This window comes from Shewanella sp. SM55, assembly GCF_025654025.1.
Taxonomy (GTDB): Bacteria; Pseudomonadota; Gammaproteobacteria; order Enterobacterales; family Shewanellaceae; genus Shewanella; species Shewanella oncorhynchi.
This window is the reverse complement of sequence record NZ_JAKKRS010000021.1, coordinates 1-12,858: the sequence shown is the minus strand read 5'-3', so window position 1 is coordinate 12,858 and position 12,858 is coordinate 1. Positions and strand designations below refer to the sequence as shown.

Here is a 12,858-nt window from a genome sequence, read left to right as displayed (position 1 = left end):
ATGGGTAAGCTGACAGGGTTCTTGTCTAACATATCACCCGAGATCCGCCAGTATTTGGTGGTCACAGGCAACTATTGGGCATTCACGCTTACCGATGGCGCATTACGTATGTTAGTGGTGCTCCATTTTCATGGCTTAGGTTATAGCCCGCTGCAAATTGCCATGCTATTCCTCTTCTATGAAATCTTTGGGGTGGTAACGAACTTAGTCGGCGGCTGGCTCGGGGCGCGTTTAGGCTTAAATAAGACCATGAATGTGGGCCTATTTATGCAGATTGTCGCCCTTAGCATGCTGCTTGTGCCTAGCGGTATGCTGACGGTTGCTTGGGTTATGGCGGCGCAGGCCTTGTCGGGTATCGCTAAAGATCTCAATAAGATGAGCGCTAAAAGCAGTATCAAGTTGTTGGTGCCCAATGATGCTCAGGGTGAGCTGTATAAGTGGGTTGCTATGCTCACTGGCTCCAAAAATGCGCTAAAGGGCGCGGGGTTCTTCTTGGGCGGCGCCTTACTGACCCTGGGATTCCAGCAGGCCGTGTTAGGCATGGCGATTTGCCTATTGCTGGTGTGGATTTTTAGTCTGTTAAGTTTGCAGCGCGATTTAGGTAAAGCCAAAAACAAACCTAAGTTCACGGAAATTTTCTCTAAGAGTCCGGCGGTAAACACGCTTTCTGCCGCACGCATGTTTTTGTTTGGTGCGCGGGATGTGTGGTTTGTGGTGGCTTTACCCGTTTATTTGGCCTCAGCCTTTGGTTGGGATCATTGGTATGTCGGCGGTTTTCTCGCACTCTGGGTGATAGGTTATGGCATAGTGCAAGGCTTCGCACCTCGCTTGACGGGGACAAAGTCGGCGGGCAAAAACAAGGTTCCCGATGGACGTAGCGCCTTAGGTTGGGCGGCGATATTGAGCATAGTGCCGGCAGGCATTGCGCTGGCGATAAGTTATGACTTCCATGCCGCGAATATACTGATTTGGGGATTGATGCTGTTTGGCGCCTTATTCGCGATCAACTCTTCATTACACAGCTATCTTATCGTCAGTTATGCGGATGAAGATGGCGTATCGTTAGATGTGGGTTTTTACTACATGGCTAATGCTATGGGGCGTTTGATCGGGACTGTGTTGTCTGGCTGGGTGTATCAAGTGTATGGCATGGCGGCTTGTCTGTGGATATCGGCGGCATTTATTGCGTTAGCGGCGCTTATCTCAATCAAACTGCCTCGGCATAAAGCGATATCAGATGGTGCTTAATACTTACCTAAGCTATCCCTGAGTTGTTGCGGTTGTTTTTATTCAATGCCCACCAAAGTATGGAGGGTATTTTGTTAACTGAAGTTTTTTGATTTTGAGCAAACAACTCTCTCTATTTCAGCCTGTTTTATACACGTCATTATGTCGCTATTCCCAATCGCACAACTATATACATTTCAACTTATTTTGCTCAATTCTAATGACTTGGTTTTAGTTAGAACATCTGAGTCAGAAGCTTGAGGTAATCACTTAAGAAAAAACGGCGAGCATTTAGGCTCGCCGTTTGATATCACAGCCGAATGGCTCGTCTTAGTTAGCTTTAGGCTCAAAGCTAAAGGCTTGACCCGCAAGAGCGGCTTCAAACATTAAGCCGCCTTTTGCTGCGGTAAATACTGCCATACCGTTGATATAAGAGCCGCTCGCCGAGCGATTACCACCCGATTGGCCTGCGCCTGCTGAGTTGCCTGTGGTTCCTGCTTGAGCGCTTGCTCCCATGTTGATGGCAACTGCCGACGCTTGGGCGTCAAACTCGAAACTGCCGCTCGTGAAGGCTTCATAGGCTTTGGCATCTTTAAAGAAGATGATCTCGCTGTAGGCTTGTCCACCTAATTGAAAACCGATGGATAATTGAGTCAGACTCGAATCACCCATATAGGCACCGCCTTGGTAGACTCGGCCTTTGCCATAGGCTGCGCCGATCCCAATTCCGCCTTTACCCACAGTTGGGAATAAAGCATAGCCATAGGCTGTATCGAAAAATTTACTGGTTTCTTTCGCTTTTTGGAAATTGACTACTGCCTGATCGTAGCTTTCATCTGCATGTGCAGTTGGGGCAGCAAATAGGCTCACAATAAGGCATGTTGATGCCGCAATGGCTGTTAAAAATGATTTCATGGTAACGCCTCTTCAAGTCTTTAGTTGTTCCAGACTAGCCTTTATCGACACAAATGACAGCCAAAAGTGACATATGTGTCAGCTTAGGTTCAGTGTTCGACTTAATGGTTGGAGTGATATTGGTGGTGATGATTGGAGTGCAGTTTCGCCAATTAGTTCTTAGGTGGCGAAGAACCTTGGTTTTTTTCTGCATCGTCCTGCTGAACTTGATGCAAAAATTCATACTCCTCTGGGGTGAGAATATTTTCAATGACGAGTGGGCGTTGCTCTAACTCTGGTTCGGCCATGCGGCCTTTTAAGTAGGCAGAGCGGGTGATTTGCTTTAGCCCATATACCGCCAGCATATACATGCTCAGTAGTAAGGTCAGCCTTGGCAATGCGAGGGAAAGTAGCGATAGATTATCACCAAGATAGAAAGGCAAAATCACCACAAATACGCGGATTAACCAATTCAACAACATGGCCAAGGTCAAGCTTATCAACCAACGAAACCGAATGGTGCCGAGCGCTTCTTGGGTTTGAGTGACATCTCTTTGATTGCGTTTATGTCGACGAAACAACATCCACAGCGCGATAAAGTAAAAACAGGTTTGTACAGATAACAGCGCTGGGAGTAGAGCGCCCCATTGGCTGATACTCATTTCTTTAAGCATCAGAGCTATGGGTTGCCACTCGTTAATGGGATGCGCAGTTAATCTTAGGGCAATATCTAAAATGGCGAAAACTAATGTGAATGCAGATGGCCAGTAATGCTTTGAAAACCCTAGCGGTTTATTGGTTGGTGCTAAACTGCGTTTGCAATATAGATAGAGCAAAGGCATGAGCAAAAAATAGATGGGGTTAATCAGATTGAATAGGATATGAATGGGAATTGGACTGTTATCGCGGTTCAACATACCCGTGAGGAAGTATAGAGCAATAAGACTTAAGAAAGCGGCGAGGAGTTTTTGGTTAGCGTCTGGGTGATAAAAATAGCGAATATAAATAGCTAATGCGAGGCAATGTACGCCTCCAAATAATGACAACCACCAGTAAGCTTGAGTGAAAAAACTATGAAACTCGTTCATATGCGATACCTCGAGCCCTGTTATATCAGGGAAATCGGCTCGGTAAAAGTATCGCCGTTAGTTTTTCTGTTGGCTTGCTATGCGCTGATGACGATTTGAAGCCGCCTCGGGCACAACGCTGGGAACAGGAATGCGTTCCGCGAGTAAGTGTTTGATTGCACGAACGGGATGCGGTAATAACATCCGTGGACCAGAAAAGATCATGATCTCTTTGACGATTTGTTTCTGCGCGGGTTTGTAGCAATGCACTGGGCATTTATTACAGGTGGGTTTGTTTTGTCCGTAGGGGCAGCGATCTAGGCGTGTTGCGGCATAATCCAATAACTCAATGCAATCTGCACATAGGCTCGTCGCGTCTTGGCCTTGGTGTTTCGCCTTGCAATAAATCGTCACCATTGCGGCAATGGTTTGGTGTTCGTACAGGAGTTTGCCCGTAAGCAGTGTGGCTGTGCCCATTGGAATACCTTAGCTTGTCACTCGGATATCCCATCATAGGCAGTGAAATTGGCGCTGACAAAACGAAAGCACCAATTTATGAAGGTGCGCACAAAATGGGGCTTTAAATAATCCAACTATCCCTAATGTCACGCCTAAAAATAAACCTTAGATATGCATCACTTTGTCGGCAGCCAGTGTCCAGCGAGTTAAATCTTGCAGTGTGCCTATATGCGCACCTTCGATAATCATTTCCGCAGTGACGCCTCGCGCTTGAGCGCAGGTCTTGCAAAGTAGAATCGGAACTTGCTGTGCCGAGAGAATTTCAAACATCTGCTGCAGGTTGTAGCTTAAGTCCGGTGTGGTTTGATTTTTGAGTGCGCCAAACACGGCATCTGACATGAGAAAAAGTTTAAGATCGACCGCTTGCTCGTCCTGATCCTTCAGGGCTAATACGATGCGTAAGCTATTAAATAGCTTTTCTGTTCCGTAGGGACTGGCATGGGCCACGATAAGAATACTTTGCATCAGGTTTTCCTTATGTTTGTTATAAGCAGGTGGATGGGGGGGATTAGGGAACTCGATTGTGCCAGTCTAGCGCAATTGGCTATAACTATTTGAGCGCAAGATCGTATAAAAAGGCATAAATACTTGATTTGCACCGACACAATGGACTTTAATAGCGGTTAATCTCTGCTCAATTTTTAGCTAGACTCGGTTGCCATGGACACAGTCCTGATGGACGTTGGCAAACCCATTGACACGGCTTCTGATGAGAAGCGGCCATCAAAGGTGAACAAGAATGAAGATCTTAGTCGTATTTATACTGATTGCTGTCGGGGTGTTTTTATTCCTTCGCGCGCAGCGATTGGCGAAAGAAGAACAAGAGGCGATGAAACCCAAGTCGACCTCGGTAAAACCTGTAGTTCCCACCGAAGAGGCACCTATTTTCTCCGCTGTTGAGCCCGAGCGTGTAGAACCTGAGCCAGTTAACAGGGTTGAGGATACTGGTGTGGCTGAAGTAGAGCCAGTTATCGAAGTTGAAGCCGAATTAATGCCCCGTGAGACCGAAAGCCCTGCGAGCATTTCGGTGGCGCTAGACACAGATATCATCGAAGTCGATATTCCTGCGGCCCATAATGAAGAGGCGGTGATCATTTTAGGCACCACGCCTGCAGATGAACAAGATGACGTTAAGACTGAAGCAGAGCCAGCATCGAACACACGTTCTGAGGTCGGTGCGCCAGGGGCTTGGGCGAATGTGACTTTAGTTCGGGCCTTTGAGGAGTATCAAGGAGCGACGTCAGCCAGTGCTCGCTATACCGCGCTGCAAAATATGATTGCTGAATGCTACAAACAGCGTAAATCGGCGGATTACCTTAACTATGGTGCTCAATTAGCGGAAGAGTATATTGCACTGTTCCAAGCGGCTAGCGCCGAGCAAGGCAAAGATACTGAGCTTAAATCTTCCGGTTTCCTGCATTTAGCCACCTTGCTAAATGATACCCAAGCCTTCGATGCCGCCATTGTCATCTGTCGTAAAGCACTTGAGCTTGGGCTGAGCGATGGCACTGTCACTGGCTTTGAGGGCCGAATCAACCGGATTGAGAAAGCACAGACTAAAGCAACCACGGCTTGATATGTCGTAGGGAGCGCTTAGCGGGTAAACCCTTAGTCGAAAAGCGGTTATTTCCCTCGTCTAAGCAGTGTAGAATCCCTGCTAACTGAATGCGCAAAAGGCGAACTAAGGTTCGCTTTTTTTATGGGCTTAATAGGGGAAAAATGAAACTAAGCTATGCCTTACCGAATGTCTTATTCGGGCTTGGATTATTGCTACTCAGTGGCTGTACTAAAACCCCAGAATGGACCCTATTTTATTATCCCGATGTGAGTGCCATTCCGGTGACACCTTTGCAGGCCGAAGATATTAATGGTTACTACGATACTCTAGAGCAATGCCAGAGCAAGGCTCATGGTATGCAACGCCTAAGTCGTTCTGGCGTGAGTGGTTTTGGCCTTGGATCTTATCAATGTGGGCACCTATGTGAGTTCGACGATAAGTCGGTGCTGGTTTGCAAGACCATGAGCCAATAGGTGGACAAGATGAAGTTTAAACAGGATTTTTTTACTCAGCTGCCTGAGTTTTACTCGCAAGTATATCCACAAGGGATAACTAAGCCTGAATGGCTGGCATGGAGTAATGACGCCGCCCAATTGATAGGCTTAAGTCAACCCACCGATGAGCTGTTATTGGGCTTATCTGGCAATGCTGCCGTCGATGGCGCGACTTACTATGCCCAAGTCTATAGTGGCCACCAATTTGGCGGTTACACGCCGCGCTTAGGGGATGGACGTTCGATCATTTTAGGTGAAGCGATTGGTCCACATGGCGCATGGGATGTCGCTCTTAAAGGCGGCGGTCCGACGCCTTATTCGCGCCGTGGTGATGGCCGTGCTGTGATGCGCTCCGCAGTGCGCGAGTTTTTAGTCTCTGAGGCGCTGCATCATCTGCATGTGCCGACGACCCGCGCCTTGGCTGTGATTGGCTCTGACTTGCCCGTATGGCGCGAGAGCCAAGAAACCGCAGCCATTACCGTACGTTTAGCCCGTAGCCATATTCGTTTCGGTCATTTCGAGTTTTTCTGCCACAGTGAGCGCGGCCGTGCCGATAAGCTGACTCAATTACTCAACTTCACTATTACTCAGCACTATCCCCATTTGAGTTGTGATGCCGCAGGTTATAAAGCGTGGTTTTTACAGGTAGTGCAAGATACCGCTAAGATGATTGCCCACTGGCAGGCGGTCGGTTTTGCCCATGGCGTGATGAACACAGACAATATGTCGATTCTAGGTGACAGTTTTGACTTCGGTCCCTTTGCGTTCCTCGATACATTCCAAGAAGACTTTATCTGTAATCATTCTGATCCCGAAGGTCGCTATGCCTTTGGTCAGCAGCCGGGCGTCGGTTTGTGGAACTTGCAACGTTTAGCACAGGCGCTCACACCAGTGATCCCATCCGATGACTTAATTGCCATTCTTAATCAATACCAAGAGGCGCTAGTGCAGCCTTATTTGCGCTTGATGCGGGCAAAACTAGGTCTATCAGCAGTTGATGTTTCGTCGGTAGAGCAGGACAAACAGGATCTCGAACTTATAGGTCGATTTACTGTGCTGATGGAGAAAAATCAACTCGATTACACTCAGACTTGGCGTCAATTAGGCAAGTTAGATCCAACCAGCAAACACAGTGCGCTGCGGGATGACTTTATCGATGTCTGTCAGTTTGATGTTTGGTATCAAGCCTATCAACAGCGATTGGGCGTGGTGGCTGATATCCCAGCGTGGCAAACTGAGCGCAATAGTGTGAATCCCAAATATATTTTGCGTAACTATTTAGCCCAAGAGGCGATAATCGCAGTGGAAGAGGGTAATCTTGCGCCGCTGCATTTGCTGCAAAAAATCTTAACTCAGCCCTTTGCCGAACACGCAGAGCATGAAGACTTAGCCAAGCGTCCACCGGACTGGGGCCAAGGTTTGATCATGTCATGTAGTAGTTGATGGGATAACAAGCATGAAATTACCAAGCACACATTTAAAAGCCATAAGCTTAGATACCATTAGCTTAGATAGAAACGCCTTAAGTTTAGCGGTCAGTGCGGATATCGATTTTGATCGTTTCGCCGACTTTGCCGAACCCTTAGCCGCGGCGCTCGATTGCACTGTGCGCGAGCGTCAGTGGGGCGCCGACAGGCATCAATGGTTATTAGAATTTGAAGGCAGCCAGTTATGGCTCAATTATGAGTTTTACGGCAACATTTGCTGGCTCTCGACCGAACGAGAAGCCGATTTTGAGGTGCTGGAATACTTAGCCACTTTGCTGCTACCTCACCTAAGAGTGAACTGAATATGAGTCAGAATATGACGCCACCAGCCACGAGTTCTAGCGGCGCTGAGTTCCATTTTCAAGCCCTAACACCGGATTTGATCTTAGATGCGATCGAAAGTCTGGGCGTGTACCCGGAAACGGGCTTACTCGCGCTGAACAGTTACGAGAACCGCGTGTATCAGTTCCGTAGCGATGAAGGGCTGCGTTATGTGGTGAAGTTCTATCGCCCAGACCGTTGGAGCGATGCGCAGATCCAAGAGGAACATGATTATGCGCTCGCACTCGCGGCAGAAGATATCCCGATTGCCGTACCTGTAATTATCGAAGGCCATACGTTACACAAGTACCAAGGTTATCGATTTACCCTGTTTCCTTCCTTGGGTGGTCGCGCCTTCGAAGTCGATAATTTAGAGCAGCTGGAATTAGTGGGTCGGTTCATCGGTCGGATACACCAGTACGCGGCGCAAACGGTATTTGCTGAACGTGAACCGCTGAATCCGCAGATTTTAGGCGCCGAGCCGCTCGCGTGGTTAAAGCAATCTAATCTGGTGCCTAATAGCCTACGCTTGCCCTTCTTTACCGTATTAGAGCAGGTGCTGGCAAAGGCGAATGCGATTTGGGATCGCCAAGATTTTGCGGCCATTCGCTTACACGGCGATTTACACCCAGGCAATATTTTGTGGACGCCAGACGGTCCCGGATTCGTCGATTTAGACGATGCTCGCATGGGGCCAGCGATTCAAGATTTATGGATGATGCTAACCGGGGATAGAGCGCAGCAACTGATGCAGCTTGAGATTTTACTCGAAGCCTATGAAGAATTTTGTGAGTTTGATACAAGACAGTTAGCCTTGATTGAACCGTTGCGGGCGCTGCGTATGGTGCATTACAACGCGTGGATTGGCCGTCGCTGGGACGATCCGGCTTTCCCGATGAACTTCCCGTGGTTTGGGGATGAAAAGTATTGGGAACAGCAGATTTTGGCGTTCAAAGAGCAATTATTTGCCCTTAGCGAACCACCACTGAGCCTAGTGCCGTATTAGCATTGAGCAAAATATGATTTCACAGACGTATCTTGTGACATTAGATTGAACTCTTAAGCTTGAGTTACACTCAAAAAATGGAATATGTTAGTCTCCAGCCAATTTATCAAAATGATTTAAGGAATTTTCATGAAAAAAGTATTACTCATGGCCGCGGCTCTGTTAATGGCGCCACTGGCAGTATCGGCTGTGGAATACCAAGAAGGTGTGCATTACACAGTGATTAACGATGGCCCAGCAACTGCGAAGCCTGAGATTACTGAGTTTTTCTCTTTCTATTGTCCGCATTGTTTTACTTTCTCTAAAACCGTAGTGCCAAAAATTCTCACCGAGAAGCCAGAAGGCGTTGCGTTTAACCAAGCACACGTTGATTTTATCGGCAAAGAGATGGGGGTTGAAATGTCACGCGCATTTGCAGTCGCACATCAGTTAAACGTCGATGAGAAAATGGATGCGGCGTTATTCTCTGCTATTCATGAGAAGAAACAGCATTTTACTAATCGCGATGATGTTCGTGCTGTGTTTATTGCTAACGGTGTCGATGGTAAAACCTTCGATGCGGCTGCAGAGTCTTTCATGGTAAAGGCGCAAATGGCAAAGATGAAGCGTGATACTGAAAATGCTAAGCTGACGGGTGTACCTGCTCTGGTTGTTAACGGTAAGTACCGTGTTGAAACAGGGGCAATCAAATCCTACGACGAGCTGTTAGAAATTGCTTTCTACCTAGCAAAAAAATAGTTCGATAGGCGTTACCCGCACTGCTGTCATATGAGCGGATGATAATGCTGTATCGATTGCATGTTAAAGAGAGCCTAAGGGCTCTTTTTTATTGGGGCGGTTGGCAACAACAAGGCAAATAGCGCTTTGATAGGGAGTTTAACGTACTAAGTTAGGCCTCTGTAGGCTAGTCGTTTGAACTTATGGAATAAAGACGAGGCAAAAAATGGGCAAAAAAAACCGTACTTCTTGTAAAAGAAAGTACGGACTTGAGCCAGAGGACTCATTTTTACCCTGAGTAACGCTAATAATTTAGCAGAGTGTCAAAAAATTGGCAAGTGACATTATTATGGCGTTCTTCTTTTTTACTCACAGGGTGACATATTCATAGTTTAACTAAATCAAACGATTAAGTATTTTTGGCGATAAAAGATGAAAAATACCACTCTAACGATGAAACTCAAGTGGCAAAGCTTCTGTCAAACAACTGTAATCAATAACAACAAGAATGCTTGTAGGTGGTCATATGAGAGTTTTTCCTGTCTACGCACCTAAGCTTATCGTTAAGCACGCGCGTATTTTTCTCACTGGTGTTATTTGGGTTAAAGATTTAGGACGATTGGAATTTGAGAAGGGACGGTTTTTACTGCCAAGAAAAAGCCTGCCAAAAGTGAAGCAGGCTATTTTAGAATTGAACGAACTGATCGAAGCGCAGCATCATCAAACTAATGCAGTTTAGATTTCGCTGTTTAACAAGCCAACAAGGCCAGTCACTTTTTCGTTCCAAGAAGTGAGTTCTTCTTGTAGTTGCTGGTTTTGCGCATTCAATTGTTGATTGTGCTCACTCAGCGTAGACGCTTTTTGCTTCTCTTCTTCAAGCTCCATTTTTAGAAGCTCGATAGTTTCGAGTGCAGCCTGGATTTTGGTTTCCAGTTTGGACAGTAATTCAAGGCTCATCTGGAGAGTCCTATGGTTTCTGGATGGGACTGTGATTCTAGCAGTGCCTAGAACTTAAGGAATAGCGATTCTTGCCGTTTGGTTAAAAAATACCCTATTACTGGGTTCTAAATTAAGTTTTTTTGCATTTGTTATTAACTCGTTAGTATTCTTGGTTTTATTTTTTATCGGAATGGTCCATGTCGCCTAGTTTGCTCGCCATACTCCCGCTACTGTTGACCTTAACCTTAGCGCTATTTTTACGCCGCACGCTGGTGGCGTTAGGTGTAGGTATTGTCTCTGGTGCCCTATTAATCGCCCAATTTGATCCGCTGCAAACTGGGTTGTATTTGCTTGATATCGGTGTAAAACAATTTTATGCCCAAGGTGCTTGGCAAGCGTGGCATCTCAATGTGCTGTTCGCTATGTTACTGCTCGGTAGCATGACACAATTGTTAGCACGTGGTGGTGCCGTGGGTCAGTTTGGTGATTGGCTGTATAGTCGTATTCGTACTGAACGTCAGGCGCGTCTTGGGGTCGTATTTCTTGGTTGGTTAGTGTTTATCGATGGGATTTTCAGTTGTCTTGCTGTCGGCCATGTGTGTCAGCCGCTCAGCCAGCGTTATGGTATTCGCCATGAGCAGCTCGCCTATTTAGTTGATTCCAATGCTTCGCCTTTATGCGCGCTATTGCCTTTCTCCAGTTGGGGCCCTTATGTGATGGCGCTTATCGCGGGGATCAGCTTTTTACCCGTGTCGCCGCTGGAAGCCTTTATTGAGGTGGCATTATTTAACTTTTACGCCATAGTGACCTTAGGCTTGTCCGTACTCGTCGCTTGGTATGGCGTAGGTTTTCACTCTTTTGTTGCTGTTACTGCTGTGGAATCCTCCAATACGGTCGAGGTTAAGGGAAATCCTTGGCTGCTCGCAATCCCTATGCTGACTCTGCTGTCTGCTTCAGTGGGATTAACTTTGTGGTCTGGGGCTCAGCAGGTTTCTTCTTGGGATGTGTCACTCTGGCTTGCTAAGGCTGATATTGGCGCTTCTATGCGCGATGCTTGTTTGTTGGCAACCTTGGTCACTCTTGCCATGTTAGGCTTGTCTGGGCGACGTTTAACGGCATTAGTGGGGGATTTGAGCCACGGAGTTCGCATGATCGCCTTCGCCATTGCGATTTTACTCTGCACTTGGATGATTGGCGCTGTGATCCAAGATCTTGGCGTCGCTAAATTGTTGGCTGCTTGGGCTAAGGCTTATCTTTCTCCGCACCTGCTGGTAGCGGGAATGTTTTTACTCTGCGCGATAATGGCTTTTGCGACGGGTTCAAGCTGGGGAACATTTGCAATTATGATCCCTATTGGCGCAGAGATTGCCCATAACTTAGATCCTCATTTGTTGTTACCGGTACTGAGCGCTGTGATGGCGGGGTCGGTTTTTGGCGACCACTGCTCGCCCATTTCAGATACCAGTGTGCTCAGTGCGACCAGTTCTGGTTGCGCTCCCCATGACCATGTGGTGACTCAGTTGCCCTTTGCTTTGATCGCGGCATGCGCAGCCTTAGTCGGATTTCAATTAGTCAATTTAGCCGTGGTGACGCCGTTAGTGTGGCTGGCCGTGGTGAGCTGTAGCCTAGGATTATTTGCCTTGATGGCACGTTTTTATTCACCTTTGCCCAGATTCGTGGCGCAGACATAAAGCCTGTTTATCGTTAAAATAGCCGATTCGGTTCTTGCTGAGCCATTTATTTAAGTGCATCTGATTTAAGAGATTATCAATATGAGTATTACCCGTTTAGATGTAGGTACCCGCATGAGCAGTATAGTGATCCACCAAGGTACTGTGTATCTGTGTGGTCAAGTGGCGAAGGACAAGTATCAAGGTATCACCGAGCAAACTGTCACTATGCTTGAGGAGGTCGATACCTTGTTAGCGCAGGCGGGAAGTTCGCGTGAGCATTTACTGTCAGCGACTATTTATCTGAAAGATATGGGTGATTATGATGCGATGAATGCGGTATGGGATGCTTGGGTGCCTAAAGGTCATGCGCCAGCCCGTGCTTGTGTGCAAGCCGCTATTGCCGAGCCAGAATATTTGGTTGAAGTCTCAGTGATTGCGGCGGTTGCGGTTTAAGCGCTAAGCTATTTTTCGTCCCGTTTAGAAGCCTGTTTCGATCCCTATTTCGAATCCTGTCACCGAGTGTCATGACTCGGTGAAGCTTTTCTGCAATACACCTCACTAACTAAACCTGTATTGTTCAGCAGGTCCACTCTCTTCTAACAAAACCCTTTAGCTTTAACCTAATAAGTATTCCATTAAATGTGCAGGGACAAGCGGCGGATGATCCCCATATTGTTCTGAGAGTGCGCTGGCGATAGTCTCAATATCTTGTGTACGCCCAGCATGGGCATGAACTAATGAGGTGAAAGTCCTCTGTAGGAAGGTCACCGTTCAATAACATCCTGTAATTAAACGTTAACTACTAGCGAATGGCAAGGGCTTATCCGCGAGGATTGGTCTGAAGGAAGCCGCTAGCAAATTTGCGAGCTGATGAACAAGAACATCATATGAGGCGTAGGCTAGAGGTGAGTTGGCACAAGACGACGAAACCACGTGATCTAATGGCCACCGTAAAT

At 47.1% G+C, this 12,858-nt stretch carries 15 protein-coding genes; 10 read left to right on the top strand and 5 right to left on the bottom strand.

The window, feature by feature from the left end:
• Positions 1–1,248, top strand: coding sequence for an organoarsenical effux MFS transporter ArsJ (gene arsJ, locus L5L91_RS21180; RefSeq protein WP_263163926.1), 1,248 nt, complete (start codon positions 1–3; stop codon positions 1,246–1,248).
• Positions 1,249–1,557: 309 nt separating this feature from the next.
• Here arsJ and L5L91_RS21175 read toward each other — a convergent pair whose 3' ends face one another.
• The 4 genes from L5L91_RS21175 to L5L91_RS21160 all read right to left on the bottom strand — a co-directional run bounded on the left by L5L91_RS21175 (position 1,558) and on the right by L5L91_RS21160 (position 4,172).
• Positions 1,558–2,142: a YSC84-related protein gene (locus L5L91_RS21175; protein ID WP_219251787.1), complete on the bottom strand. Its 585-nt coding sequence runs from the start codon at positions 2,140–2,142 to the stop codon at positions 1,558–1,560.
• A 152-nt stretch (positions 2,143–2,294) separates the two neighbouring features.
• A complete protein-coding gene (locus L5L91_RS21170) occupies positions 2,295–3,209 on the bottom strand; it encodes a hypothetical protein (protein ID WP_263207520.1) in 915 nt (304 codons plus the stop codon).
• Positions 3,210–3,266: 57 nt separating this feature from the next.
• Complete coding sequence (locus L5L91_RS21165; RefSeq protein WP_071940633.1) at positions 3,267–3,665, bottom strand: nitrous oxide-stimulated promoter family protein; 399 nt, start codon at positions 3,663–3,665, stop codon at positions 3,267–3,269.
• A gap of 147 nt (positions 3,666–3,812) precedes the next feature.
• Positions 3,813–4,172: a DsrE/DsrF/TusD sulfur relay family protein gene (locus L5L91_RS21160; protein ID WP_263237675.1), complete on the bottom strand. Its 360-nt coding sequence runs from the start codon at positions 4,170–4,172 to the stop codon at positions 3,813–3,815.
• A gap of 274 nt (positions 4,173–4,446) precedes the next feature.
• Here L5L91_RS21160 and L5L91_RS21155 point away from each other — a divergent pair, with 274 nt between their 5' ends.
• The 7 genes from L5L91_RS21155 to L5L91_RS21125 all read left to right on the top strand — a co-directional run bounded on the left by L5L91_RS21155 (position 4,447) and on the right by L5L91_RS21125 (position 10,029).
• Positions 4,447–5,283, top strand: a complete 837-nt coding sequence (locus tag L5L91_RS21155; RefSeq protein ID WP_263182422.1) for a hypothetical protein — start codon at positions 4,447–4,449, stop codon at positions 5,281–5,283.
• 143 nt (positions 5,284–5,426) lie between these two features.
• On the top strand, positions 5,427–5,738 hold the full coding sequence (locus tag L5L91_RS21150; RefSeq protein WP_113941607.1) for a hypothetical protein: 312 nt from the start codon (positions 5,427–5,429) through the stop codon (positions 5,736–5,738).
• Positions 5,739–5,747: 9 nt separating this feature from the next.
• A complete protein-coding gene (locus L5L91_RS21145; RefSeq protein ID WP_219251785.1) occupies positions 5,748–7,202 on the top strand; it encodes a protein adenylyltransferase SelO in 1,455 nt (484 codons plus the stop codon).
• 13 nt (positions 7,203–7,215) lie between these two features.
• Complete coding sequence (locus tag L5L91_RS21140; RefSeq protein WP_219251784.1) at positions 7,216–7,548, top strand: DUF3630 family protein; 333 nt, start codon at positions 7,216–7,218, stop codon at positions 7,546–7,548.
• A 2-nt stretch (positions 7,549–7,550) separates the two neighbouring features.
• The gene (locus tag L5L91_RS21135) at positions 7,551–8,573 is read left to right on the top strand and encodes a serine/threonine protein kinase (RefSeq protein ID WP_263237670.1); all 1,023 of its coding nucleotides are present in this window, start codon (positions 7,551–7,553) and stop codon (positions 8,571–8,573) included.
• A gap of 129 nt (positions 8,574–8,702) precedes the next feature.
• Positions 8,703–9,311 carry a thiol:disulfide interchange protein DsbA/DsbL gene (locus L5L91_RS21130; RefSeq protein WP_131524948.1) on the top strand — a complete coding sequence of 203 codons (609 nt, stop codon included), beginning with the start codon at positions 8,703–8,705 and terminating at the stop codon, positions 9,309–9,311.
• 505 nt (positions 9,312–9,816) lie between these two features.
• On the top strand, positions 9,817–10,029 hold the full coding sequence (locus tag L5L91_RS21125) for a DUF1107 domain-containing protein (RefSeq protein WP_006083486.1): 213 nt from the start codon (positions 9,817–9,819) through the stop codon (positions 10,027–10,029).
• Here the strand turns inward: L5L91_RS21125 and L5L91_RS21120 are convergent.
• Complete coding sequence (locus L5L91_RS21120; protein WP_006083484.1) at positions 10,026–10,247, bottom strand: cell division protein ZapB; 222 nt, start codon at positions 10,245–10,247, stop codon at positions 10,026–10,028. The genes L5L91_RS21125 and L5L91_RS21120 overlap by 4 nt on opposite strands.
• A 179-nt stretch (positions 10,248–10,426) precedes the next feature.
• On the opposite strand from L5L91_RS21120, the gene L5L91_RS21115 reads away from it, so the two are divergent.
• Together L5L91_RS21115 and L5L91_RS21110 are read left to right on the top strand one after the other, a co-directional pair.
• The gene (locus L5L91_RS21115) at positions 10,427–11,920 is read left to right on the top strand and encodes a Na+/H+ antiporter NhaC family protein (protein WP_263163944.1); all 1,494 of its coding nucleotides are present in this window, start codon (positions 10,427–10,429) and stop codon (positions 11,918–11,920) included.
• A gap of 81 nt (positions 11,921–12,001) precedes the next feature.
• Positions 12,002–12,355, top strand: a complete 354-nt coding sequence (locus L5L91_RS21110) for a RidA family protein (protein ID WP_173248029.1) — start codon at positions 12,002–12,004, stop codon at positions 12,353–12,355.
• Positions 12,356–12,858: the final 503 nt, after the last annotated feature.

Coding starts and splice junctions, on each gene's coding strand:
- L5L91_RS21155 (WP_263182422.1), top strand. CDS start 4,447: ATGAAGATCTTAGTCGTATTTATACTGATTGCTGTCGGGGTGTTTTTA.
- L5L91_RS21115 (WP_263163944.1), top strand. CDS start 10,427: ATGTCGCCTAGTTTGCTCGCCATACTCCCGCTACTGTTGACCTTAACC.
- L5L91_RS21170 (WP_263207520.1), bottom strand. CDS start 3,209: ATGAACGAGTTTCATAGTTTTTTCACTCAAGCTTACTGGTGGTTGTCA.
- L5L91_RS21135 (WP_263237670.1), top strand. CDS start 7,551: ATGAGTCAGAATATGACGCCACCAGCCACGAGTTCTAGCGGCGCTGAG.
- L5L91_RS21150 (WP_113941607.1), top strand. CDS start 5,427: ATGAAACTAAGCTATGCCTTACCGAATGTCTTATTCGGGCTTGGATTA.
- L5L91_RS21120 (WP_006083484.1), bottom strand. CDS start 10,247: ATGAGCCTTGAATTACTGTCCAAACTGGAAACCAAAATCCAGGCTGCA.
- L5L91_RS21110 (WP_173248029.1), top strand. CDS start 12,002: ATGAGTATTACCCGTTTAGATGTAGGTACCCGCATGAGCAGTATAGTG.
- arsJ (WP_263163926.1), top strand. CDS start 1: ATGGGTAAGCTGACAGGGTTCTTGTCTAACATATCACCCGAGATCCGC.
- L5L91_RS21130 (WP_131524948.1), top strand. CDS start 8,703: ATGAAAAAAGTATTACTCATGGCCGCGGCTCTGTTAATGGCGCCACTG.
- L5L91_RS21125 (WP_006083486.1), top strand. CDS start 9,817: ATGAGAGTTTTTCCTGTCTACGCACCTAAGCTTATCGTTAAGCACGCG.
- L5L91_RS21165 (WP_071940633.1), bottom strand. CDS start 3,665: ATGGGCACAGCCACACTGCTTACGGGCAAACTCCTGTACGAACACCAA.
- L5L91_RS21160 (WP_263237675.1), bottom strand. CDS start 4,172: ATGCAAAGTATTCTTATCGTGGCCCATGCCAGTCCCTACGGAACAGAA.
- L5L91_RS21175 (WP_219251787.1), bottom strand. CDS start 2,142: ATGAAATCATTTTTAACAGCCATTGCGGCATCAACATGCCTTATTGTG.
- L5L91_RS21140 (WP_219251784.1), top strand. CDS start 7,216: ATGAAATTACCAAGCACACATTTAAAAGCCATAAGCTTAGATACCATT.
- L5L91_RS21145 (WP_219251785.1), top strand. CDS start 5,748: ATGAAGTTTAAACAGGATTTTTTTACTCAGCTGCCTGAGTTTTACTCG.